We start from the raw sequence: 20,971 nt of genomic DNA on the forward strand, positions 1-20,971 counted from the left end.
GGACGTGGTCCGCATCGCCTTCTACCTGCCGTACGACCACCTGGAGATCGCCTCTGGGGTGAGCCGTGCGGTCGAGAGCTACCTGCGTGCGGTGGGTCAGGGACCCAGGACCATCAACCACTGCTACATCAATGATGACGAGGGCGCCGCATTGAGCGAGGAGCGCTGGAACTCCATCCACTTCCTCCTCCGGCCCGAGCGGCCTTACCGCTTCATCGAAGAGCTCAACGAGCGCAGTGCCCGCGACCTGGAGAAGATGGGTTACGCCGCTCAACTCATCCTCACCGGAGCCTTCCCCAGCACCAACGGCTACGAGCTCTGGTACCGGGCCCGCATTCCCACCCGCACACCCCCGCCGGATTACGTGAGCTATCTCACCGCGACGCTCCCCACGGAGTACCTGGAGGAGCACGGTGCCACGCGCGTGCGCGAGCTCGCCATGGAGATGGCGTCCCAGCTTCGCTTCGCCACCGGCCACGCTGGCTTCGCGCTCCACCTCTACTCGCCCCTGGCTTCCATTGACGAGGACAGTGACGAGGACTTCCGCTCCGAGCTCCTGTGCTACCCGGGGATCGACCTGCGCCCCGCCTGGTTACGCACGCACTGGATGGGCTCGCAAGTCGATGGCATCCACTGGCTCAACTTCCTCGGGCAGCCCGTGCTGGGCCAGCTCGGTGGGGCCTCGGCCCTTCGCTCCCGCCTCCAGTCCCCTCGGACCCTGGTGCACGAGCTCGACGCGGAACGCGTGGCCGTCTCACTCGGCGAGGAGCCCGAAGCGGGCGACCTGTCTGCCGCGCAGGTCCTCCCCGCATACCGCGAGTTCGCACGGGTGCTGGAGCCCTGGCTCGAGCCACTGCGCCTGGTGAAGGCCGACGGGTCCGGCCGGCCCCCACGCCAATCCCACCTGCTCTTCACCGTGGATGAGGCGAAGTGCTGGTGGAGGCGGTTCCTCGATTAACCCCTGGCGTTGCGGCCGGGCTTCTCCGGGGCCGCGGCGTAGGCGCGCAGGAACGTGTCCAGGTGGTCCGCCAGGAAGCGCTCCACGTCCAGCGGCCGGCAGCGCGCGCCCGACAGCTGCACCTGGTGCAGCAGGCCGAGCACCACCGGGCACACCAGCTCCAGCGCGGCGTGGCGCACGTCGCAGCGCCGAAGCTCCCCATCCGCGATGTGGCGGGACAGGCGCGCCTCCGCCGACTGCAGCGTGGGCTCCAGCAACTCCTGCACGTACACCGGCCCGAGCGTCTCGTGGCCCACGCTCGCGGTGAGCCCGAAGGCGTGCACCGCCCCCACGCCCATGCGCCAGCCGGTGAGCAGGGACTGGAGGAACCACTGGAGCGACTCGCGCACCGGGCCGTGACTCTCCATGGCCGCGGCGAGCAGGTACGGCAGGCCGCGCCGGTGCATGTCCGCCATCACCTCCGCCAACAGCGCCTCTCGCGAGCCGAAGTAGTGGCGCAGCGTGGCCACACTCACCCCCGCCACCTCGGCCAGCTCCCGGAAGCTCGTCTGCGCCCCGTCCGGTGCGAGCAGGCGCACACGCACCGCCTCCAGCAGACGCTCGCGCTCCTTCTCGTAGTCCGCGTTGCGGCTCCCCTTCACCCGGGCCATGGGGCTTGAATAACCCGCATGGGGTAGGAAATCCACCTCGCTGCCACGCCCACCCTCGCCCTCCCCTCACTTCGGCTTGAATTAAATAAACCACCATGAATATTCTATCCAAGAGCGGCACCCGAGGGAGGATTTCATGCTGGACGGTTTCGCCAACGAGGGCTTCGCGGACGTATGGACGCCCGTGGCGATGTCTCGCGAGTTGGGCAAGGCGCCGCTGGGGCTGACGCTGGCCTCGGAGCGCGTGGTGCTCTTCCGGGACAACGCGGGCCGGGTGTCGGCGCTGCACGACCGGTGTCCGCACCGGGGTGTGAAGCTGTCGCTGGGGAAGGTGAGCCCGGACGGGTGCCTGGAGTGTCCCTTCCACGGGTGGCGCTTCGCGTCGGGCGGGGAGTGCTCGCACATCCCGCTCAACCCCATGCCCGAGGAGAAGCGCCAGCGCTACGCCGCCACGGCCTTCCCGGTGCGCGAGCGCGGCGGCCTCATCTGGGTGTACACGCGTCCGGGCGCCGAGGCCCCGGAGGAGCCCGCGGTGCCCCCCGTCATGGAGCAGCCCGGCATCCACCTGTGGCACTACGCCGAGACGTGGAACGCGCACTGGACGCGGGCCATGGAGAACATGCTGGACTCGCCGCACCTGCCCTTCGTGCACCGGCGCACCATCGGCGGCCCCATGTGGAAGCGGATGAAGCCGGACTCCCAGCTGGAGCTGGAGGTGCACCCCACGCCCACGGGCTTCCGCACCTCGTGGAGCATGGACGGACGGCCGTCGGATGGCTCTCTGGAGTGGCTGCGGCCCAACGGCATGCAGCTGAACATCCCCATCCCCCACCGCCTCATGCGCCTGTACATGTACTGCGTGCCGGTGGACGCGACGCACACGCGGATGATGCTGGTGAGCTCTCGCGACTTCCTCAAGCTGCAGCCGTTCGCGCGGCTGGTGGACCTCTACAACAAGCGCATCCTCCGCGAGGACCAGGCGGTGGTGGAGTCGAGCGACCCCATCGAGGCGCCGCCCGTGTCCGAGGAGCGCAGCGTGGCGACGGACCGGGCCACGCTGGCCTTCCGGCGCTGGTACCTCGAGCGCAAGAAGCGCGGCCCACGCGAGGCCACCGCTTCCACTGACACCCCCGAGGCCCCGCCGCTCGCGAGCTGACTAGAGCAGCTCACACCCCGAGCTGCAGTAGGTGCCAATCATCGACTTCGTCCCGGTGATGTTCCCGGAGCAGGCCGCGTAGTGGCGCATGGGCTGCCCCGGCTGGCGCGACACGGTGCACCCACCGCAGTACCCATAGGCCTCATCCCAGTAGACGAGCGTCTCCCCCATGGGGCACATCGGCAGGGGATCCACGCCCTGCTCCACGCTGGTGAGGTCCCGGGCAGGGGTGGACTCATCGGCGAGCTCGCTCCCGCCACAAGCGGCGAGCGACAGGGAGAAGCAGGCGGCGGCGAACAGCTTCGACAGACGCGACATGGGGGACTCCTGACAGACAGGGTGGAGTCCCCAGCAAACCGCGAAACGAGCCTCCGCGAAATCCCCTTCGCCGGCCCGCCCGGGCGGTGGGCCCTCGCTCGTTCTATGCTCTCCATGCGGAGGGAGTACCGTGGCGAAGACGGAAGAGCGCGAGCTGAGAGACCTGCTGGAGACGACCCAGTCCAAGGTGCGGCGCCTCGAGGCCGAGCTGGCCACGCGCGAGAAAGCGGAGCCCGCCGCACCGCGGCCCCTGGATGAGAAGGAACAGGCAGAGCTTCAGACGCTGCGCGGGCGGGTGACGGCGCTGGAAGCGGAGAATGCCTCGCTTCTCGCGGCGCGCCCGCAGGCCGAGGAACAGCGAGCCCAGCTCGAGACGGACGTGAAGGAGGCCCGGCGAGAGGCGGCCCGGACTCGCGACGAGGCGAATCAATTGCGCAAGGAATTGGAATCCACGGCCCAGGCGCTGGAGAAGTCCAAGGCCAGGCTCCAGAAGCTGAGCAGCAAGCAGGGCGGGGGCGGAACCTCCTCGTTGTTGGGCTGGGTGCGCGGGCTCTTCGAGGGCGGCAAGGCGAAGGAGCTCGAGGCCGCGCACAAGGAGATCGCCCGGCTCAACCAGCAGCTCAGCCTGGCGCAGTTCAATCGGCGGCGGGGACGCTGAGGCGCTTCAGCGCTTCTCCGTCATGCGCTCCAGCGCGTCGCGGTTGCGGGGCTCGAAGAAGTGCTCGCGCAGCAGCTTGGGCAACGCGCGCTTGTCCACGCACAGCAGTTGGAGCGCGTCGTTCCACTCGCCGAGCACCGCGACGGCGCGCACGTCCGCCACCTCTCGGTAGAGGTCGTTGAGGTTGTGCACGAGCGCCCAGAGGTCCTCCACCTCCCAGCGCTCGGACGTCTCGCCCGCGAGGATGTGGAGCTCCAGGACGGGGCGCTCGCGCACGTCGACGACCTTGAAGCGCCGCGCCGCTCCGCCCATGGCCAGGGTGAGGGGCCCCACCAGCTCATCGGGCCGCACGCCGTAGGCCACGGTGAGGCCGCCCTCGAGCAGCCCCGCGTCGCCCAGGCGCAGCAGGGCCACGTGGGGAGGCTCGGCGGGGTTGAGCAGCTCCCGGGCCGCCTCACGGTCCTTGAGGAGGCGTGAGCGTTCGAGCGAGTCGAGGAGGGAGGCCATGGGACGCGAGGGTGCCACGGCGTCTCCCCGAGGCTCAACCCTCCTCGCCGTCCCAGGAGCCCACCTGCGAGGCCAGGGGCAGGTAGGCCGCGAGAGGGCGCTACGGCCGGGTGGCGAGGAGGGCGAAGACGCGGTGGGGAACGGCGAGGGGATTGGAGGGGAAGCGCTCGGCGAGCAGGGCGGCGAGCGCGGCATCGAAGCGGGCGATCTGCTCGGGCGGGAGCGAGGCGCCAATCTTGGCACTGGCACGGACACGGCCGCGCCAGGCCTCGTGGGTGTAGGGGACGGAGACGTCGAAGGTGAAGCTCTCCAGGTCGACGAAGCCCGCGCCCGCGGCGTCCTTGAACCAGGCGGGGTAGACGCCGGAGCCCTGGCCGAAGTGGAGGTAGGGCCCCACCGGAGCGGGGTTGAACTCGTGGATGAGCTGCTCGGTGGCCTCGATGATGTTGCCGGGCAGCGGCACCCAGTCGAAGTGGGCGATGACGAGCCGGCCACCGGGAACGAGCACCCGGAAGGCCTCGCGAGCAGCGGCGGGGCGATCGAACCAGTGCCAGCACTGGCCCGCGAGGACGAGGTCCACGGAGGCCTCGGGCAGCCCGGTGTTCTCGGCGGGAGCGCGCCGGAAGTCGATGGAGAGCCCCTCCCCGGTGGCGAGCTCCCGTGCGCCCGCGAGCATGGAGTCGGAGATGTCCAGGGCGGTGACCTGGCAGCCGAGCCGGGCGAGTCCCCGGGCCACGGTGCCCGTGCCGGTGCCCAGGTCCACGGCGCGCAGCCCCGGCCGGAGGACCCCGTCGCGAGAGAGCCGCTGGAAGAAGCGCTCCGGGAAGCCCGCCCGGTGCTTCACGTAGTCCTGCGCCGTCCGTCCGAAGTCGACCTGCATGGTGGCCCGCTCCTCGTGTCTCATCTCGACACGCCATCGAGTCGAGTCGACAATACGCCCTGGGAGACACGTGAATGGTCAAGGAGAAGGAGCCCCGGGCTCAATCTCGATTCGACAGTCGACATGAGGAGTTGGTGTCGGCGGCGGAGGCGGCAGAGCTGCTGGGGGTGAAGCGGGCGACGCTGTACACGTACGTGAGCCGGGGCCTCGTGCGGTGCGTGCCCGAGCAGGGGACGAAGGAGAACCGGTATGTGAAGGCGGACCTCGAGCGGTTGAAGACGAGGCACGACGCGCGAGCGGGGCACGCGGCGGTGGCGGCCGGAGCGCTGCGCTGGGGCGAGCCCGTCATCGACTCCGCGGTGTCGAGGGTGGGCACGGAGGGACTGGCGTACCGGGGCCATGCGGCAGTGCGGCTCGCGGAGGAAGGGCGGAGCCTGGAGGACGTAGCGGAGCTGCTCTGGACGGGGACGCTGCCGGCGGAGCCGGTGCGGTGGCCCTCGCCGGAGCTGCCCCTTCAGCCCTCGGCGGTGGCGGAGCTGTTGCCGAAGCGCTCGCCGCCGGTGACGGTGTTGCAAGCGGTGGTGCCTCTGCTGGGGGCCTGGGACGAGGTGCGCTTCGCCGCCCCGGCGGAGCAGGAGCGGATACGCGGGAGGCGCCTGCTGCGGCACCTGGCGGCCTGGGTATGCGCGGCGCACGCGCCCGCGAGGGTGGCTCGGGCGCTGAAGGAGGAGACGGTGGCGGCCTCGCTGGCGGTGGCGTGGGGAGCGACGGCGAAGCGGGCGCCGGAGATGTTGAACCGGGCGCTGGTGCTGTGCGCGGATCACGAGCTGAACATGTCCACCTTCGCGGCACGGGTGACGGCGTCCTCGGGGGCGGACCTGTACGCGTGCGTGAGCGCGGCGCTGGCGGCGCTCTCGGGGCCGAGGCACGGGGGCGCGTGCGATCGCATCGAGGCGCTGCTGCAGGAGGTGGGCAGGCCGGAGCGGGCGCGCACGGTGGTGCACGAGCGGCTGCGCCGGGGCGAGTCGGTGCCGGGCTTCGGCCACCCGCTGTACCCGGAGGGAGACCCCCGCACGCCGCCGCTGCTGGAGGCGGCGTATGCGCTGCGTCCGGAGCCGGTGGGCGTGCGGGTGTTGCGAGCGGTGGAGGAGGCGATGCGCGAGGCGGGACACCCGGCGGCCACGGTGGACATCGGGCTGGTGGCGCTGGCCGTGGCGTTGGGACTGCCAGCGGGCACGGCGGCGGCGGTGTTCGCGGTGGGGCGCTCGGCGGGCTGGGTGGCGCACGTGCTGGAGCAGCGAGAGCAGGGACACGTGTTGCGCCCGAGGGCCCGCTACGTGGGCACTCCCGTCACTCCACCCACGTGATGATCAACCTGACGCTGGGCTCCGCTCTACACGCATCGAGCGCGGTTCGTCCGGCCGGGCCATGGCCCCCTCATGCTACGCCTCGGGGTTTCCCAGCCAACGCGCGCACGCCCACCGCTCGCACGGCGGATGACAATGCGCTGGACTCCGCTCCCCGCCCGCCTTACCGGAAGCACTCATGAGCCACTACGTGCGCCTCCAGGTCGTGCTGCTGCTCGGCAACGTCGCCTTCATCGCCGCCTGGGCCGTCGCCGTCTCACGCCCCCCAGGTTGGTTGTGGATTGGCACCGTGCTGCTCGCGCTCTTCGTCACCGTCCGCGTCGGCGGCATGTGGCTGCGCGCCCGGAAGTACCCCGATGAGACCGGACGCTCCCGCCGCGCCGCCGTGCTCTCCACCTTCGTCGCCGTGCTCGGCGTCGCGCTGTGGCTCTACACCGCCCTGCGTGGACCCAGGTAGGCGCGCTCCCCTGGGCCCGCAAAGCGGAGAGGGTGCCCGGGACCTTTTGCTCGGTCCTCGTGACACCCTCTCGCCTGCTTCTTCGCCCCTGGCTACACGTTGAAGCGGAAGTGCATGCAGTCGCCGTCCTGCACCACGTACTCCTTGCCTTCGATTCGCAGCAGGCCCTTCTCCTTCACCGCCGACTCGCTCCCCAGCTTGATGAGGTCTTCCCACCTCATCACCTCGGCCTTGATGAAGCCGCGCTCGAAGTCCGTGTGGATGACCCCCGCCGCCTGCGGCGCCTTGTCACCCTTGTGGATCGTCCACGCCCGGCACTCCTGCTCGCCCACCGTGAAGTACGTCTGCAGGCCCAGCAGCTTGTAGCCCTCGCGCACCACCTTGTTCAGACCCGGCTCCGACAGGCCCGCGCTCTCCAGGAAGCCCGGACGCTCCTCCTCGGGCAGCTGCTGGATCTCGGACTCCTTCGCCGCCGCCAGCACCACCACGCCCGCGCCCTCCTTCGCCGCCATCTCCCGCACCCGCTGCACCATCGGGTCCGAGTCCTCCTTGCCAATCTGCTTCTCGCTGATGTTCGCCACGTACAGCACCGGCTTGTCCGTCAGCAGGAAGAGCTCGCGCAGCACCGCCCGCTCCTCGGCCGTCAGCTTCTGCGCGCGCACGGTGATGGCCGAGTCCAGCCCCGCCTTCACCTTGTCCAGCACCACCAGCTCCGCCTTCGCCTCGTCGCCCGCCTTGCCACCCATCTTGGTGTTCTTCTGGGTGCGCTCGCGGCGCTTCTCCACCGTCTCCAGATCCTTGAGGCACAGCTCCGTGTCCACCACGTCCCGGTCCCGCACCGGGTCCACGCCTCCCTCCACGTGGGTGACGTTGTCGTCCACGAAGCAGCGCAGCACGTGCAGCACCGCGTCCACCTGCCGGATGTTGCCCAGGAACTGGTTGCCCAGTCCCTCGCCCTTGGAGGCGCCGCGCACCAGGCCCGCGATGTCCACGAACTCGAGCGAGGTGGGGATCTTCTTGAGCGGCTTCACCAGCGCCGTCAGCTTGTCCAGCCGCTCGTCCGGCACCGGCACCACGCCCACGTTCGGTTCGATGGTGCAGAACGGGTAGTTGGCCGCCTGGGCCCCCGCCGCCGAGAGTGCATTGAACAGGGTGGACTTGCCCACGTTGGGCAGACCGACGATGCCGATGGAAAGCGCCATATTGGATTCCTGAACAGCTAGACGTGGACCCGGAAATCCGGACGCTTACGCCCGGGGGGTCGACGAGCCCTTGGCGGGCAGGCCCTGCACGAACTGCTCGGCCAGGGCGCGGTGCTTGGAGTCATCCAGGCGCTCGTTGATCAGCTTGCCGGCCACCTCCATGGCCAGGTCCACCGCCATCGACTTCACCTCGGCGATGGCCTTGGACTTCTGCTCCTGAATCTCACGCGTGGCGGAGGCCTTGAACTCCTCGGCCTCCTTGCGGCTCTTGGCCATCAGCTCCTCGCGGAACTTCTCCACCTCCTGCTGGTTGCGGCGGAGCATCTCCTGGGCCTCGCGGCGGGCCTCGGCGATGGCCGTCTTCTGCTCGGCGAGCAGCTTCTCGGCCTCGGCGCGCTCACGCTTGGCGGCCTCGATGGAGCTGGCGATCTGCTTCTCGCGCTCCTCGACCAGCGACAGGATGGGGCCCCAGGCCTTCCAGCGCAGGATGATGGCCACGATGATGAAGGTGACGAGGGTCCAGAAGATGAGGCCCGGGCGGACCTCCACGAAGCTGCTGGCGGCGAGAACGTTGGGCAGGAGCATGGCGGCCTTCGCTGGTACGGCGTCAGGGTCACGGCGTTACGACAGGTACGGCGTTACGGCGGGAACGGCTCTACATGTTGCAAGGGCCGGCGCCCTCCGCGTGAGCGGGCGAGCGCCGGACCCGGGGTCCTACTCGACGTCAGGAACCTGAATCAGGTCTTGATGGCGAGGAGGATGCAGACGACCAGCGCGAACAGCGTGGCGCCTTCGATGAGGGCCGCGGCGATGATCATGGTGGTGCGGATGTCACCACCGGCGGCCGGCTGACGGCCCGTGGCGTCCATGGCGGCGGCGGCCAGACGGCCGATACCGAGGGCGGCACCGATGATGGCGAGGCCGGCACCGAGGCCGGCGGCGAGGAAGGCGAGAGCGACGTTGGTCATGGGAGTGCTTCTTCTTTCTTCGGAGGGGACCCACTTGTGGGGGGGTCGTGGCTGCCCTTTTGGACGACCTCCAGCGACCTTTCGAATCGCCGGGTACTCACCGGGGCCCCACACCTCGGGGCCCCGCTAACTTGAACTCAGGAGCCCAGGACGTGGGCCTTGCCGTGGTCGTGGCTGTGACCCGGCTCCTTGCCGTGCTCGTCGGCGTGGGCGTGCTCGCCGTGGCCGTGGTGGCCCATGGCCACGCTCATGCCGATGAAGAGCGCGGAGAGCATGGTGAAGACGTACGCCTGCACGAAGGCCACGAAGAGCTCCAGCAGGTAGATGCCCATGGCGAAGGGCACGCTCACCAGCGCCACCGCGGGGTTGCCGAGCATGAAGATGAGGCCGAGCAGGAAGAAGATGACGATGTGGCCCGCCAGCATATTGGCGAAGAGACGGATGGTGAGCGCGAAGGGCTTGGTGAACAGGCCCAGGATCTCCACCGGAATCATGATGGGCCACAGCCACCAGGCCACGCCGCCCGTCAGGTGGGCCAGGTAGCCACCGAAGCCCGCGGCGCGGATGCCCGCGATCTGGGTGATGACGAAGGTGCACAGGGCCAGGCCGAGCGTGACGGCGATGTTGCCGGTGGCGCTCGCCATCCAGGGGAACAGGCCCAGCAGGTTCATGAAGAGGATGAAGAAGAAGGCCGTCAGCAGGTAGGGCGTGTAGCGCGGGCCCTCCTCCTTGCCGATGTTCTTGATGGCCAGCTCGTCGCGCACGAAGAGCACGAGCATCTCGAAGAGGTTGGCCGTCGTGCCACGGGGCACCAGCTTCGTCTTGTCACGGTTGCTGAAGGCCAGCAGCGAGAAGATGAGCAGCGCCGCCGCCAGCCACATCATCACCGTGTGCTTGGTGATGGAGAGGTCCAGGCAGCCCTCGCTCCAGCCGGGGACGGACAGGCCGTGGCCGTGCTCCGTCTCGCGCGGCGAGCAGTCGGCGCCCGCGCGCACGGGGAGGCCGAACTGCGGCAGGTGGATGGCCGAGTGGTTGCGGCTCAGCGGCACCTCGAGCTCGTACTCGTTGGAGTCGGAGACGTGGTGGAGGATGTAGCCCGCCACGTCCTCCTCCTCCTTCTCCAGGCGCGTCTCGCCCCCCGCGGCGTGCCCGGCCGCGGCGCCGTGCTCACCGCCATGGGCCTCGGTGGCCTCGGAGCCGTGCTGCTCGTCGTCCTGGGGGGCCGCGAATGCCACGCCCGCCATCAACCCGACGAGAAGAACCATTGCCTTGCGCATCACTCGTCTCCGCCCGCCGCGTCCCGGGACGCGGCCATCACGTAGCTCACTTCAATCCACTGCAGCACGAAGTAGGTGCCGAAGAACCCCGCCACGAACGCCACCGCCCCCAGTCCCGCCCGCACCACCAGCAGCAGCCCCACCACCACCCCCACCGCCCTCAGCCCGAACACCACCCCCACCACCTTCAGCGCGTCCTTCAAATCCCGGCTCGCCGCCCGCCGCTTGAGCACCAGCGCCACCGCCCCCGTCACCGCCGCCAGCCCCACCCCGATGAACGCCGCCTGCCGGGACTCGGGCTCCCTCGGCAGGAAGGCCGCGAGCACCCACCCCACCGCCACCGTCACCACCGCCAGTCCGGCATGCTTCCGGAACGTCTCCGCGCCCTGTCCGCTCACCGCTTGCGCTTCCCCAACCGCGCCATCTCGTGGAGGAACCCGTAGAAGCCCACCGAGATACCCATCAGGCTCAGCCCCAGCAGCAGCCAGGGAGACGTCCCCAGCCACTTGTCCAGGAAGTACCCGCCCAGCACGCCCACCATCGCCCCGCCAATCAGCTTCCACACCGCGGAGATGTAGGGCTGCGCCGCCCGCATCTCCCGAGCCGTCTCCGACAGCTCGCTTCCGTCCTGGTCCTTCCCGGGCTCCTTCTCCGCCATCGCCTCGACAACCCCCGGGAAAACCTCGGGTTTGCTTTCCGACCACCCCGCCATTCCCACGCGCGGGCGCCGCTTAGCATTGAAGTCGCGCACCGCGCAACTTGTACGCTCCGGGGTGTTCCCCACCTAGAAGGGGGGCAAATGCCTAGGGCAAGCCGAAGTCCGGTTGGAAATCCGCCCGGAAGCTGCCCGTCGAGGAAGCCGGCTGGACGAGGATCTCCACCCGCTTCACCTGGCGTAGCACCCCCTGCACGTCCGGCGTGCTGTTGCTGCCCACCACCCAGCTCCCCGCGTCCGGGGGCGGCAGGGGGATGACCTGCCGGATCGTCTCGAGCCCCGCCGAGTCGAGCAGCGGTGTGGGGGCCACCAGCCGCAGGAAGCCGCCCGGCCCGCACAGGAGCACCACCGGCTGCCGGTGGCCCGCCCAGCGGTTGAGCCCTCCATCCGGGTTCGTCACCGTGCCCGCGTCGCTGGAGACGTCGACGAAGAGCTTGAGGGTCGTCATGGGGCGCGTGAGGTCCCACGTGCCGCCATCGCGCTCGGCCCAGAAGACGTGGCTGGTGGCGCCCGAGCCCGTCCACACGTCCCCCGTCACCGTGTCCGCCGGGGCCAGGTTCGCGTAGGCGGAGTCCTTCAAGCACCCGCCCGGCACGCCATTGAGGGCCGTGTCCAGGTGCCTCGCGCCGAAGACCACCGAGGGGTCCGCGGAGAACTGGCCGGGCCCCCCGCAGTCGGGCTTCTCGTCCGTGGTGCCGTCGCAGTCGTCGTCCTTCGCGTTGCAGGTATCGAGCGCCGCGGGGGTGTTCACCTGGCGGCACGTGTCCTTGCCGCTCACGCAGGCCCGGGCGCCCTCGGCGCACACGCCCAGTTTGCCGGCGACGGTGCACGGCTGGCCCGTCTCGGGGGTGTCGTCCGTCCCCGTGTTGCAGTCGTCATCCAGGCCGTTGCAGATTTCACGGGCCCCCGGGTGCACGGCGCCATTGGCCGGGCCGCAGTCGTCCGGGTTCTCCACCCAGCCCACCGGCCGCTGGCAGAACGTCGACGACAGCGCGCGGTTACCAAAGCCGTCGTTGTCCTCGTCGCGGTAGTAGACGCCGCCGTCCAGCCCGTCATCGGCCACGCCGTCACAGTCGTTGTCGTAGCCGTCGCACTGCTCGGGCGCGCCCGGGAAGAAGAGCCGGCCTCCCGCCGTGGGGTTGTCGTTGCAGTCCTCGCCGTTGGTGACGGTGGGCACCGCCTGGGGCGGCGCGCAGCGGTAGAGCGGCCTGGTGAGGTTGCCGAAGCCGTCCTCGTCCAGGTCCTCGAAGAAGAGCAGCGCCGAGCCCCCATCCAGGCACGTGCCCCCGTCCAGCGGCCGGCCGAGGCACACCGGGTCGTCCTTCTCGCGGCAGCACACCCCGTCGTCGCAGACGAAGCCGCCGTCCCCACACTCCGCGTCCTGCTGACAGGCGTAGTAGTCCCGCACCGAGGGGACCTCGTAGCAGGCGAAGGCCAAGGCAGCGCTCACGCCCAGGGCGAGCAGGCCAGAACGGAGCAGACGGGGAGTGGGGGACATGGGCACTACTCGGACTGGGAGGAGAGGAGATCGAAGACGAAGAGGCCCGCGCCCACGGTGACGAGGCCCGCGCCCGCGCCGAGCAGCACGTTGCCCGTGCGCGCGTAGCGTCCAGCCTGCGCGTAGGCGGGGCTCGCGGTGGTGAAGGCCGTGCAGGGGCGCTGGCCTGCCTCGCAGGGCTCCACGTCACGCAGGGCGCCCCGGGACAGGCCGCCCGCCACCAGGGAGCCCGCCACCGCGAGCGCTCCCACGCTGAAGGTGACATACGAGGCCGTGCGCAGCCCCTTGCCGCGGGAAGGCGCCTGGGACGCTCCGGCCTCGGGCAGGAAGTCCGGCCGGGGCTCCAGGCGCAGGCGCACGCCCTCCGGAATCCGCTCGCGGGTGAGCGTCGCCTCGCCCGAGGGCTGGAGGAGGTCCACCTCGTGCGGCCCCGCCGTCAGCGCCACCACCTCGCCCGGCCCGGTCATCCGCCCGTCCACGCGCAGCCGCGCCGGGCCCGGTGCCACCAGGCCGCCCCAGCCCTTGCGCGCGAAGGCCGGCACCAGCGCCGCCACCACCGGCCGCAGCTCCTTCGCGAGCCCCGCCGCCGGCACGCCCACCACCGCGCGCTTCGCCACGCTCGCGCGCACCGTGTCCACCCACGCCACGTCCACGTCCAGCGCGCCCTGGCGCCGCGGCACCACGCCCAGCACCAGCACGTGCTCCGTGCGCGCCTCGGCCGCCGTCGCGCGCAGGCACGCGTCCTGCGCGCCACACCGGCCCGACAGCACCCCCTCCGCCACCCGCGCCACCTCCAGGCCCGTCAGCTCCCGGCCCACCTGCTCGGCCAGCGACAGCACCCGCTCCACCTCCGCCGCGCTCAGCGTGCCCCCGTGCTGCAACCGCACCGAGAGCCGCTCGGCCCCCACCGCGGGCAGGGACACCAGGGACAGGACGAGGAACGGAACCAGGAGGCGCTTCACGGCGCGCCACTGTAGCCCAGGTTCACGCCTCCCAGACGTAGGCCACCTCGGGCCAGGCCCGGCCGGCGATTTCAATCGGCTGCTCGCCGCCGAGCCTCCCCCCGAGCCGCTCGTAGAAGCCCCGGGCCAGGGCGTTGTCCTTCAGCACCCAGAGCACGAAGGGCACCCAGCCCCGCTCGCGCAGCCAGTCGGTGCCGCGCTGGAACAGCGCCCGGCCCACGCCCCGCCGCTGCACCGCCTCCAGCAGGTAGAGGGCGTACAGCTCGCCCTGGTAGCCCGGGAGCGACTCGGGCTCGGCCCGGTTCCTCCCCACCGCGCACAGGCCCACGACGCGCCCGCCCACCGGCTCCACCGCGACGAACACCGCCGCCCCCGTGCGCGCCAGACCCTCGCGCCACCCCGCGAGCCGCTCCTCGTAGTCGAGCCCCTCCAGGTAGTCCCCCGGCAGCAGGCCCCGGTAGCTGCTGCGCCAGCTGTCGATGTGCACCCGGGTGATGCCCTCGGCGTCCTCGGGGCCCGCGCGTCGGATGAGGAAATCCACCCGCCCATCCTCCACCCCGGCCACCTCACCGGGTCAAGGAAGCGCTCGGGCAGCACCCGGAGCCCTCGCGCGAATTATTCCCCGGAGGACAGCCAGCGCGGCGCCAGGGGAATGGGCGGCCTCGCCCCCACCGGGCCGCCGGGCCCACCTCGCCACGCGCATTCCGCGTCGCCAGCTTCCGTCATGGAACGCTTTCCCACGTCAGGAGGACCCGCGGCATGCCCATCCCGTTCGAGCTCACCTCGCCCCGCTTCAAGAATGGAGAAACGATTCCCGTCGCCTACACCGGCGAGGGAGACGACCTGCCCCCGCCCCTCCACTGGCGGGGCGAGCCTCCAGGCACGCGCAGCTACGTGCTGGTGATGCAGGACCCCGACGCGCCCGACCCGGCCAACCCCCGGGCCACCTGGGTGCACTGGGTGCTCTACAACCTGCCGCCCAACATCCACGACATCCCCGACTCCATGCTGCCCGAGAGCCTCCCGACCGGCGCCCGCCAGGCCCTCAACGACTGGAAGAAGCAAGGCTACGGCGGCCCCAATCCTCCCATCGGCCGCCACCGCTACTTCATCCGGCTCTACGCCCTGGACACCGTGCTGCCCGACATGGGCCACGTCCCCTGGCACCAGGTGGAGCGCGCCATCGAAGGGCACGTGCTCGGCCAGACGGAGCTGATGGGCACCTACGAGAAGTTCAACCACCCCCGTCACTGAAAACCCCGGGCCCGGAAAACGCCCGGGCCCGCTTCCCCCCGTGGCTCCGGGAGTGCCATCCTCGCTCCCTGTGACGACGCCCGACGGAACGGGGGGGGCCCCGTACGAGCACCTGGAGACGCTGCCCTTCGCGGTGGCCGTCATCCGCGACAGCCGCATCGTCCATGCCAACGCGGCCCTGCTGGAGCTGCTCGGCTTCCCGCGAGAGCAGGTGGTGGGCAAGTTCCTCGAGCTGCTCCCGGCGCACCAACAAGCGCTCATCCAAGAGCGGTATGTGCGCCGCATGCGCGGCGAGCCCGTCCCGGACACCTACGAGACGGTGGTGCTCACGGCCACGGGCGAGCGCCGCGTGGAGCTGTCCATCTCCCGGAAGGGGCCGGACTCCTGGCTGCTGCTGCGCGACCTCACCGGCCGCGTGGCCCACCGCCAGCTGCTGCAGCGCGTGGCCTCGCTCGGCGCCGCGCTGCCCGGCATCCACACCGAGGACGAGGTGCTGCGCCGCGTCTTCGAGGGCCTGGCCGAGCTGGAGCTCTCCTACGGCTACCTCGTCCCCGAGGGCGCGCGGGTGTGGCTGGGCCATGCCTTCGTGGCCTCCGGCACCGCCGCGGGCGAGTCGCGCCTCACCGGCCAGCACCTGGTGGATGTGCCGGGCACCTGGTCCCCCATGCTGGAGCAGGCCTGGCGCGAGGGCGGCGCCTACGGCGAGGACTTCGCCCGGGAGACGGCCCGCTTCCTGGGCCCGGACTGGGCCGAGCCGGTGAGCACGCACCTGGGGCGCGTGGGCCCCCTGCGCGCCATCTGCGTGCGCATCGACCTGGAGGGCAGGCCCCGGGCGCTGCTGGCGGTGGCCGCGGACTGGCTGCGCGACGAGGAGCTGCCCCCGCTGCGCCTGTTCGCCGCGCAGGTGTCCGCCGCCCTCGAGTCCGCGCGCACCATCTCCCGCCTGTCCACGCGCAACATCGCGCTCGCCGCCCTCAGCCGCCTGGCCGCCGTGGCCGCCACCGCCGCCGAGCCCCGCGCCTTCTTCGGGCCGGGCACCGAGGAAATCGTCGGGCTCATCCACTGCGACGGCGTGCTCATCCTGCTGCGCGCCGAGGACTCCGACGAGTTGCAGCTCGTCTGGCACCAGGGCGTCACCGAGGAGTCGGTGCGCCACTACCAGCGCCAGCCAGTGCAGGGCACCCTCTCCGGGCGGGTCATGGCCCTGGGCACCCCCCTGGTGCTGCAGGCCGATGACTTCCCCGAGTCCATCCGCGAGGACATGCGGCGCAACGACCGCACCACCATCGTCATGGTGCCCCTGCAGGTGCGCTCGCTCATGGTGGGCACGCTCGTGCTCACCTTCCGCCAGCACCGCCCGCTCACGGCCCTGGAGCTGGAGACGCTCCAGGCCATGGGCACCCACTTCGCCGCCGCCATCGAGTCCCACCGGCTGCTGCAGCAGGTGCGCGGGCGCGCCGAGGAGCTCGCGCGCCTGCACACGCAGCTCGAGCGCGCGCAGCGCCAGGTGGTGGAGCATGAGCGCCTGGCCGCGCTCGGCGAGCTGTCCGCCGTGGTGGCCCACGAGGTGCGCAACCCCCTGGGCGCCATCTTCAACGCCGTGGCCACCCTGCGCCGCTTCGTCGAGCCCGCCGCCCCCGCCCACACCCTCGTCACCATCCTCGAGGAGGAGGCCAACCGCCTCAACCGGCTGGTGGATGACCTGCTCGACTTCGCCCGCCCCTCCTCGCCCCAGCTGTACCCGGTGCCGCTCGCGCGCCTGCTGGAGGAAGCGGTGCGCACCGCCACCAGCGGCCAGCCCCGCATCCGCGTGGAGTGGGAGCTCGCGCCCGACGTGCCTCCCGTACCCTTGGACGAGCGGATGATGCGGCAGACCTTCCTCAACCTCGCCCTCAACGCCGTGCAGGCCATGCCCCACGGCGGCACCCTGTGCGTGCGCGCCCGCGCCTGCACCCAGCGCCCCGGCGCCATCGTGGAGTTCTCCGACACCGGCCCCGGCATCCCCCAGGAGGTGCGCGAGCGCCTCTTCAAACCCTTCTTCACCACCAAGGCCACCGGCACCGGCCTGGGGCTCGCCATCGTCCAGCGCACGCTGGATGCGCACGCGGGCCTCATCCAGATTGAGTGCCCTCCGGGCGGCGGCACCACCTTCCGGCTGGTGCTGCCGCTCGCGCCGGAGCCCGCCGCGCAGACGGGGTGAGTGGGCGACGGCTCGCTCTCCCGCCCGCTGGTGGATGTCGGGCAACAGACTTTTCCAGGCGCGCGGCTCTCACTTCCAATCCCTTGTCAAGGATTTCTTCCGGGCCTCCCTGGTCTTCGGAGAACGGGGGGAGTAGAAAGGCCGCACCCCCAGGTATCGTTCCGTAGCTCGGCGTGGCCGGCGTTCCGTCTCGCGGCCTGGGCGGATTGCATCCGCGGAGCCGAACCACCCCCGAGCCCCATCCCGTCCACCGGGAGGTGTCCTGATGCGTCGTCTGCTCGCAGGAAGTGTCGCAGTGTCCGCGCTGGCGTTGGGGGGAAGCGCTCACGCCTCCGGGGAGTGTGGCTCCGTGTCCGCCGGCTGGAACGCGCCCAACGGCGCGGTGGTGTTCGACCGAGGCCCCGGCCCCATCCGCGACGTGCTCGACGCCGTGGGCGAGTACCGCACCCACTCGATGCTCTCGCACGGCCCGGGCGCCGGCGTGTCCCACGCGACCATGAAGACGCCCGACCAGGCCAGCTGGCCCGGCGTGTGTACCAAGCCCATCGTCAGCAGCCAGCTGCAGTACGGCTACCCGGGCCTGGAGCAGCTCAACCAGGGCGGCATCTACATGTACATCTACGGCGACAGCGCCGCGGGCCCCGAGTGGACGGGCTGGCAGCAGGGAGACCCCTCGCAGGCGGCACTGATTGGCGATTCCATCTGGTACAACCACCCCTACGTCAGCGACGTGTCGAAGTTCGACGGGAACCAGTACCTCGACCGGCCGCTGCGCAATGGCAACCGCGTCAACTACTCGCTCTTCCAGTACAGGGATTTGCAGAGCACGAACCAGATTCCGGGCGACGGCGTGAACAACGGCATCGTCTGCTCCACCTTCATGGCCTACGCGCACAACTACGCGGGCCGCGGCCAGGTGACGCCGTACACGTACTCGCACGCGCAGATCGCCAACGCGTCCAACTCGCTCTACACGGGCGTGTACAACGAGTGCAAGTCGTCGCTCGGCTGGTTCGTCAACGCGGCGCTCACCGTGGCCTGCCCCTTCTACAACGTGTGCGGCAACGCCGGTAACCAGGTGGCCAACTGCATGTCCACCAACATGTGCGACAGCTCCGACAGCCGCTACTGGAAGAGCGTGCGCGACGACCCCAACTCCACCGCCCGCTCCATCAGCCCGGATCGCATCGGCGGCTGGGGCGCGCACCCCGTCACCAACACCATCTGGGGCCCGGACTACTCGCACCAGCTTCAGTGGAACTCGGGCGGCAACGTCTACGGCTGCTGGCAGTAACCCGTCCCGCTTCACCTCCCCCACCCCGCGCAGAGGAGCCCCACGCGATGACGTCGACCCCCGAGAACCGTTCCCAGCGGCCCTGGCGATGGGTGCTGTTGCTGGCCCTGCTCGCCCTCGGGGGACTCGTGGGCTGGCTCCTCTCGCGGCCGCAGCCGGCACCCGAGGCCCCCGTGGCCCAGACGCGCACGCGTCCCTCGACTGCGTCCGAGGAAGGGACGCAGTCCGCGCTCGCCGCCGCGCCGAAGCCTCCCGGGGTGGAGCAGCCCGCCGCCGAGCCCGCCGCGCCCATCGTGGACGAGGTGCGCGTGGAGAAGCAGGAGGTGTGCTCGGGCGAGGACAACCTCATCACCGTGCGCGCCCATACGCCGGACGGCAACGATGCCTACCTGCACTACACGGTGGGCGATGGCACCGGCCAGCGCCTCCCCATCCGCGTGTGGCGCAATGACGCGGATGGCTCGTACGAGCTTCCGCAGGTGACCGTCTTCACCAAGAACAACGTGTCCGTCACCGTGCCCATCCCGCCCTACAAGGTGAAGGAGTGCGAGGTGGAGCGGCTGGTGAACGTGATGTCGCGGCGGATGCCCAACGCGGAGGACGACTTCGAGTTCTTCGCCAAGGTGATGGAGCGCCCCGCCCAGCCCGGCAAGCCCGCGCCCAGGCCCTTCGTCGCCGCGCGCTACGTGTGGACCTTCGATGACGAGGCCCCGGAGACGACGACGGGCCCCCTCGTCTCGCACACGCTGCTGGCCCACTCGGGCGCGGAGAGCATGTACACGCAGCACCTCATCCGCGTGGACGTCTACGACGCCGCGGGCCACAAGGAGACGGGCCGCTCCTCGCTCCAGGTGCTCAACACCTCCTTCGAGAACTTCGACAAGAAGGGCATCGTCACCCTGCACGCCGTGGGCACGCCGCGCTTCCCCGTGCTCGACGCGGATGGCGTGGTGCGGCAGACCTTCCGCCTCTACCACCGCTTCCACGGGCCGGTGCGGCTCACCAAGGTCACCACCGTCCGCGCCTTCCGCGGCACCGACGAAGGGCCCCCGCCTCCCGAGCAGGTGGACGTGGGCTCGCTGCCCGTGAGCGAGGTCCCCGAGGGCAAGGGCACCGAGGTGACGGTCTCCTTCGACACGAAGGCCGAGCCCGAGGTCTTCGCCATCACCTACTCGCTCGAGGGCGTGAGCACCGATGGCCACCCGGCCCGTGGCACCTTCTCCGTCATGCGGCCCCCGCCCCGGCCCACCCAGGAGAACAGCACCCCGGTGAGCGACCCGGTGCTGCTCGCCAAGGTGAAGCGCGCGCGCGAGCTCCTCCACCAGGAGTACGTCACCGACGAGGACATCTTCCGCCTGGAGCGCGAGGGGAAGTTCGCCGACCTCAAGGTGGACGCCTCCCAGAAGCCCTCCGGCAACACCGCGCCCGCCAGTGGCCCGCTCAACGGGCGCCCGCGCAGCCCCGCGGGGAAGTAGCCCCCGCGAGCACTCCGCCCGGAAACCTGGGAAGCTGCGTCCCATGCAACGGGACCGGATCGCCGAATTCTTCCGAGAGCGCACGCCGCGCCGCGCGCTCGCACTGGCACTCTTCCTCGGGCTGATGGTGCTGTTCCGCAAGCTCTTCGTCCTGCTCGCCTTCTTCGTCATCTTCGAGCGGGCGCTCTTTTTCTCCGCGGGCTGGCTGTCGCGCCGTTTCCGCTGGGGACGGGGTGCCGCCCTGGGCGCGGTGCTCGGGGTTGGCGCGGCGGTGCTCGCGGTGGGCCTGTGGATCGGCGTCGGGCACGTCGCCCGGCTCATCGTCGAGACGCGCGACACGCTGCCCGCCCGCATCGCCACCGTGCGCGAGCAGCCGTGGTTCATCGAGCTCGAGAGCTACCTGCCGGACAGCGAGAAGCTCGCGGAGTCGGCCGAGCACTACGCGGGGGACGTCGCCCGCTCCGCCGCGGCCTTCGGCCACGTCTTCATCTACGCCATCATCGGGCTGGTGCTGGCCATCGTGTACTTCCTCGAGGAGGAGAAGCTGCGCGTGTTCCGCGGCACCCTCGCCGAGGACACCCTCTTCGGCACGCTCGCGCGCTGGTTCAGCCACGTGGCCGATGCCGTGAGCCTCACCATCCAACTCCAGCTCATCGTGGCGGCGTGCAACACCGTGCTCACCCTGCCCGTGCTGCTGCTCATCGGCGTGCCGCACGTGCCGGCGTTGATGCTGCTCATCTTCGTGTCGAGCCTCATCCCCGTCCTCGGCAACCTCATCTCCGGGGCCGTGCTGGTGCTGCTCGCCTACCAGGTGAAGGGGTGGCTCGGGGTGGGCCTCTTCGTCGTGCTCACCTTCATCCTGCACAAGGTGGAGTCGTACTACCTCAACCCGCGCCTCACCGCCCGGCACGTGGCCCTGCCGGGCTTCGTGCTCATCCTCAGCCTCATCGCGTGGGAGCACCTGCTGGGCTTCGTGGGCCTCTTCGCCTCGTTCCCGTTCCTCTACGTGGCGGAGAAGCTCCTCCAGGAGTTCGCCCGCGAGGACGCGCCCCCCGAGCCCGCCGCCACGCCCGCGCCCGAGCTCCCGAGCCAGACGAGCGCGGCCTGAGGGAGGGGGCCGGAGGCAGGGCGAGGGAGCGGGCACGGTGGCGCGGGGAGAGCGGACAGGCCATGCT

The 20,971-nt window shown here is 70.8% G+C and carries 23 protein-coding genes; 10 read left to right on the top strand and 13 right to left on the bottom strand.

Annotated features, from left to right (window positions below):
• The first annotated feature begins 4 nt into the window (after positions 1-4).
• A complete protein-coding gene (locus ACJ8AN_RS32530; RefSeq protein ID WP_407759432.1) occupies positions 5-958 on the top strand; it encodes a type VI immunity family protein in 954 nt (317 codons plus the stop codon).
• Here the strand turns inward: ACJ8AN_RS32530 and ACJ8AN_RS32535 are convergent.
• Positions 955-1,608 carry a TetR/AcrR family transcriptional regulator gene (locus tag ACJ8AN_RS32535; protein WP_407759433.1) on the bottom strand — a complete coding sequence of 218 codons (654 nt, stop codon included), beginning with the start codon at positions 1,606-1,608 and terminating at the stop codon, positions 955-957. The two genes, ACJ8AN_RS32530 and ACJ8AN_RS32535, sit on opposite strands and share 4 nt — an antisense overlap.
• A 136-nt stretch (positions 1,609-1,744) precedes the next feature.
• On the opposite strand from ACJ8AN_RS32535, the gene ACJ8AN_RS32540 reads away from it, so the two are divergent.
• Positions 1,745-2,764 (top strand): Rieske 2Fe-2S domain-containing protein, encoded by a 1,020-nt coding sequence (locus ACJ8AN_RS32540; protein WP_407759434.1) that lies wholly within the window; start codon positions 1,745-1,747, stop codon positions 2,762-2,764.
• Here ACJ8AN_RS32540 and ACJ8AN_RS32545 read toward each other — a convergent pair whose 3' ends face one another.
• The gene (locus ACJ8AN_RS32545) at positions 2,765-3,082 is read right to left on the bottom strand and encodes a hypothetical protein (protein WP_407759435.1); all 318 of its coding nucleotides are present in this window, start codon (positions 3,080-3,082) and stop codon (positions 2,765-2,767) included.
• A 130-nt stretch (positions 3,083-3,212) separates the two neighbouring features.
• Between ACJ8AN_RS32545 and ACJ8AN_RS32550 the strand changes: the two genes are divergently transcribed.
• Entirely contained in the window at positions 3,213-3,740 is a 528-nt protein-coding gene (locus ACJ8AN_RS32550) for a hypothetical protein (protein ID WP_407759436.1), read from the top strand.
• 6 nt (positions 3,741-3,746) lie between these two features.
• Here the strand turns inward: ACJ8AN_RS32550 and ACJ8AN_RS32555 are convergent, their stop codons facing one another.
• Positions 3,747-4,247 carry a hypothetical protein gene (locus ACJ8AN_RS32555; protein ID WP_407759467.1) on the bottom strand — a complete coding sequence of 167 codons (501 nt, stop codon included), beginning with the start codon at positions 4,245-4,247 and terminating at the stop codon, positions 3,747-3,749.
• 100 nt (positions 4,248-4,347) lie between these two features.
• A complete protein-coding gene (locus tag ACJ8AN_RS32560) occupies positions 4,348-5,127 on the bottom strand; it encodes a class I SAM-dependent methyltransferase (RefSeq protein ID WP_407759437.1) in 780 nt (259 codons plus the stop codon).
• A 74-nt stretch (positions 5,128-5,201) separates the two neighbouring features.
• Here ACJ8AN_RS32560 and ACJ8AN_RS32565 point away from each other — a divergent pair, with 74 nt between their 5' ends.
• Both ACJ8AN_RS32565 and ACJ8AN_RS32570 read left to right on the top strand, forming a co-directional pair.
• Complete coding sequence (locus ACJ8AN_RS32565; protein WP_407759438.1) at positions 5,202-6,494, top strand: citrate synthase family protein; 1,293 nt, start codon at positions 5,202-5,204, stop codon at positions 6,492-6,494.
• Between the two features lie 178 nt (positions 6,495-6,672).
• Entirely contained in the window at positions 6,673-6,951 is a 279-nt protein-coding gene (locus tag ACJ8AN_RS32570; RefSeq protein ID WP_407759439.1) for a hypothetical protein, read from the top strand.
• Positions 6,952-7,043: 92 nt separating this feature from the next.
• On the opposite strand, the gene ychF is transcribed toward ACJ8AN_RS32570, so the two are convergent.
• The 9 genes from ychF to ACJ8AN_RS32615 all read right to left on the bottom strand — a co-directional run bounded on the left by ychF (position 7,044) and on the right by ACJ8AN_RS32615 (position 14,114).
• Complete coding sequence (ychF, locus tag ACJ8AN_RS32575) at positions 7,044-8,153, bottom strand: redox-regulated ATPase YchF (RefSeq protein WP_407759440.1); 1,110 nt, start codon at positions 8,151-8,153, stop codon at positions 7,044-7,046.
• A gap of 45 nt (positions 8,154-8,198) precedes the next feature.
• Positions 8,199-8,738 carry a F0F1 ATP synthase subunit B gene (atpF, locus tag ACJ8AN_RS32580; protein ID WP_407759441.1) on the bottom strand — a complete coding sequence of 180 codons (540 nt, stop codon included), beginning with the start codon at positions 8,736-8,738 and terminating at the stop codon, positions 8,199-8,201.
• 152 nt (positions 8,739-8,890) lie between these two features.
• Positions 8,891-9,121, bottom strand: coding sequence for an ATP synthase F0 subunit C (locus ACJ8AN_RS32585; protein ID WP_407759442.1), 231 nt, complete (start codon positions 9,119-9,121; stop codon positions 8,891-8,893).
• Between the two features lie 137 nt (positions 9,122-9,258).
• On the bottom strand, positions 9,259-10,398 hold the full coding sequence (gene atpB / locus ACJ8AN_RS32590) for a F0F1 ATP synthase subunit A (RefSeq protein WP_407759443.1): 1,140 nt from the start codon (positions 10,396-10,398) through the stop codon (positions 9,259-9,261).
• Positions 10,398-10,796: a hypothetical protein gene (locus tag ACJ8AN_RS32595; RefSeq protein ID WP_407759444.1), complete on the bottom strand. Its 399-nt coding sequence runs from the start codon at positions 10,794-10,796 to the stop codon at positions 10,398-10,400. Before ACJ8AN_RS32595 ends, atpB begins: the two co-directional genes overlap by 1 nt.
• Positions 10,793-11,056, bottom strand: coding sequence for an AtpZ/AtpI family protein (locus ACJ8AN_RS32600; RefSeq protein WP_407759445.1), 264 nt, complete (start codon positions 11,054-11,056; stop codon positions 10,793-10,795). The genes ACJ8AN_RS32595 and ACJ8AN_RS32600 overlap by 4 nt, the downstream gene beginning before the upstream one ends.
• 145 nt (positions 11,057-11,201) lie before the next feature.
• A complete protein-coding gene (locus ACJ8AN_RS32605; protein ID WP_407759446.1) occupies positions 11,202-12,611 on the bottom strand; it encodes a putative metal-binding motif-containing protein in 1,410 nt (469 codons plus the stop codon).
• 5 nt (positions 12,612-12,616) lie between these two features.
• A complete protein-coding gene (locus ACJ8AN_RS32610) occupies positions 12,617-13,573 on the bottom strand; it encodes a hypothetical protein (RefSeq protein ID WP_407759447.1) in 957 nt (318 codons plus the stop codon).
• A 22-nt stretch (positions 13,574-13,595) separates the two neighbouring features.
• Positions 13,596-14,114 carry an N-acetyltransferase family protein gene (locus tag ACJ8AN_RS32615; RefSeq protein ID WP_407759448.1) on the bottom strand — a complete coding sequence of 173 codons (519 nt, stop codon included), beginning with the start codon at positions 14,112-14,114 and terminating at the stop codon, positions 13,596-13,598.
• Between the two features lie 218 nt (positions 14,115-14,332).
• On the opposite strand from ACJ8AN_RS32615, the gene ACJ8AN_RS32620 reads away from it, so the two are divergent.
• The 5 genes from ACJ8AN_RS32620 (at position 14,333) to ACJ8AN_RS32640 (ending at position 20,904) form a co-directional block, all read left to right on the top strand.
• The gene (locus ACJ8AN_RS32620) at positions 14,333-14,827 is read left to right on the top strand and encodes a YbhB/YbcL family Raf kinase inhibitor-like protein (protein WP_407759449.1); all 495 of its coding nucleotides are present in this window, start codon (positions 14,333-14,335) and stop codon (positions 14,825-14,827) included.
• 70 nt (positions 14,828-14,897) lie between these two features.
• A complete protein-coding gene (locus tag ACJ8AN_RS32625; protein WP_407759450.1) occupies positions 14,898-17,027 on the top strand; it encodes an ATP-binding protein in 2,130 nt (709 codons plus the stop codon).
• A gap of 349 nt (positions 17,028-17,376) precedes the next feature.
• Positions 17,377-18,321: a hypothetical protein gene (locus tag ACJ8AN_RS32630; protein WP_407759451.1), complete on the top strand. Its 945-nt coding sequence runs from the start codon at positions 17,377-17,379 to the stop codon at positions 18,319-18,321.
• Between the two features lie 47 nt (positions 18,322-18,368).
• Positions 18,369-19,796, top strand: coding sequence for a hypothetical protein (locus ACJ8AN_RS32635; protein ID WP_407759452.1), 1,428 nt, complete (start codon positions 18,369-18,371; stop codon positions 19,794-19,796).
• A gap of 43 nt (positions 19,797-19,839) precedes the next feature.
• Entirely contained in the window at positions 19,840-20,904 is a 1,065-nt protein-coding gene (locus tag ACJ8AN_RS32640) for an AI-2E family transporter (protein ID WP_407759453.1), read from the top strand.
• Positions 20,905-20,971 lie beyond the last annotated feature (67 nt).

Source organism: Archangium sp. (assembly GCF_045802675.1).
Classification (GTDB): Bacteria; Myxococcota; Myxococcia; order Myxococcales; family Myxococcaceae; genus Archangium.

Excerpts from the sequence above, each read along its gene's own strand:
- ACJ8AN_RS32535 (WP_407759433.1), bottom strand. The coding sequence starts at position 1,608 with ATGGCCCGGGTGAAGGGGAGCCGCAACGCGGACTACGAGAAGGAGCGC.
- ACJ8AN_RS32540 (WP_407759434.1), top strand. The coding sequence starts at position 1,745 with ATGCTGGACGGTTTCGCCAACGAGGGCTTCGCGGACGTATGGACGCCC.
- ACJ8AN_RS32545 (WP_407759435.1), bottom strand. The coding sequence starts at position 3,082 with ATGTCGCGTCTGTCGAAGCTGTTCGCCGCCGCCTGCTTCTCCCTGTCG.
- ACJ8AN_RS32555 (WP_407759467.1), bottom strand. The coding sequence starts at position 4,247 with ATGGCCTCCCTCCTCGACTCGCTCGAACGCTCACGCCTCCTCAAGGAC.
- ACJ8AN_RS32560 (WP_407759437.1), bottom strand. The coding sequence starts at position 5,127 with ATGCAGGTCGACTTCGGACGGACGGCGCAGGACTACGTGAAGCACCGG.
- ACJ8AN_RS32565 (WP_407759438.1), top strand. The coding sequence starts at position 5,202 with ATGGTCAAGGAGAAGGAGCCCCGGGCTCAATCTCGATTCGACAGTCGA.
- ACJ8AN_RS32570 (WP_407759439.1), top strand. The coding sequence starts at position 6,673 with ATGAGCCACTACGTGCGCCTCCAGGTCGTGCTGCTGCTCGGCAACGTC.
- ychF (WP_407759440.1), bottom strand. The coding sequence starts at position 8,153 with ATGGCGCTTTCCATCGGCATCGTCGGTCTGCCCAACGTGGGCAAGTCC.
- atpF (WP_407759441.1), bottom strand. The coding sequence starts at position 8,738 with ATGCTCCTGCCCAACGTTCTCGCCGCCAGCAGCTTCGTGGAGGTCCGC.
- ACJ8AN_RS32585 (WP_407759442.1), bottom strand. The coding sequence starts at position 9,121 with ATGACCAACGTCGCTCTCGCCTTCCTCGCCGCCGGCCTCGGTGCCGGC.
- atpB (WP_407759443.1), bottom strand. The coding sequence starts at position 10,398 with ATGCGCAAGGCAATGGTTCTTCTCGTCGGGTTGATGGCGGGCGTGGCA.
- ACJ8AN_RS32600 (WP_407759445.1), bottom strand. The coding sequence starts at position 11,056 with ATGGCGGAGAAGGAGCCCGGGAAGGACCAGGACGGAAGCGAGCTGTCG.
- ACJ8AN_RS32605 (WP_407759446.1), bottom strand. The coding sequence starts at position 12,611 with ATGTCCCCCACTCCCCGTCTGCTCCGTTCTGGCCTGCTCGCCCTGGGC.
- ACJ8AN_RS32620 (WP_407759449.1), top strand. The coding sequence starts at position 14,333 with ATGCCCATCCCGTTCGAGCTCACCTCGCCCCGCTTCAAGAATGGAGAA.
- ACJ8AN_RS32635 (WP_407759452.1), top strand. The coding sequence starts at position 18,369 with ATGACGTCGACCCCCGAGAACCGTTCCCAGCGGCCCTGGCGATGGGTG.
- ACJ8AN_RS32640 (WP_407759453.1), top strand. The coding sequence starts at position 19,840 with ATGCAACGGGACCGGATCGCCGAATTCTTCCGAGAGCGCACGCCGCGC.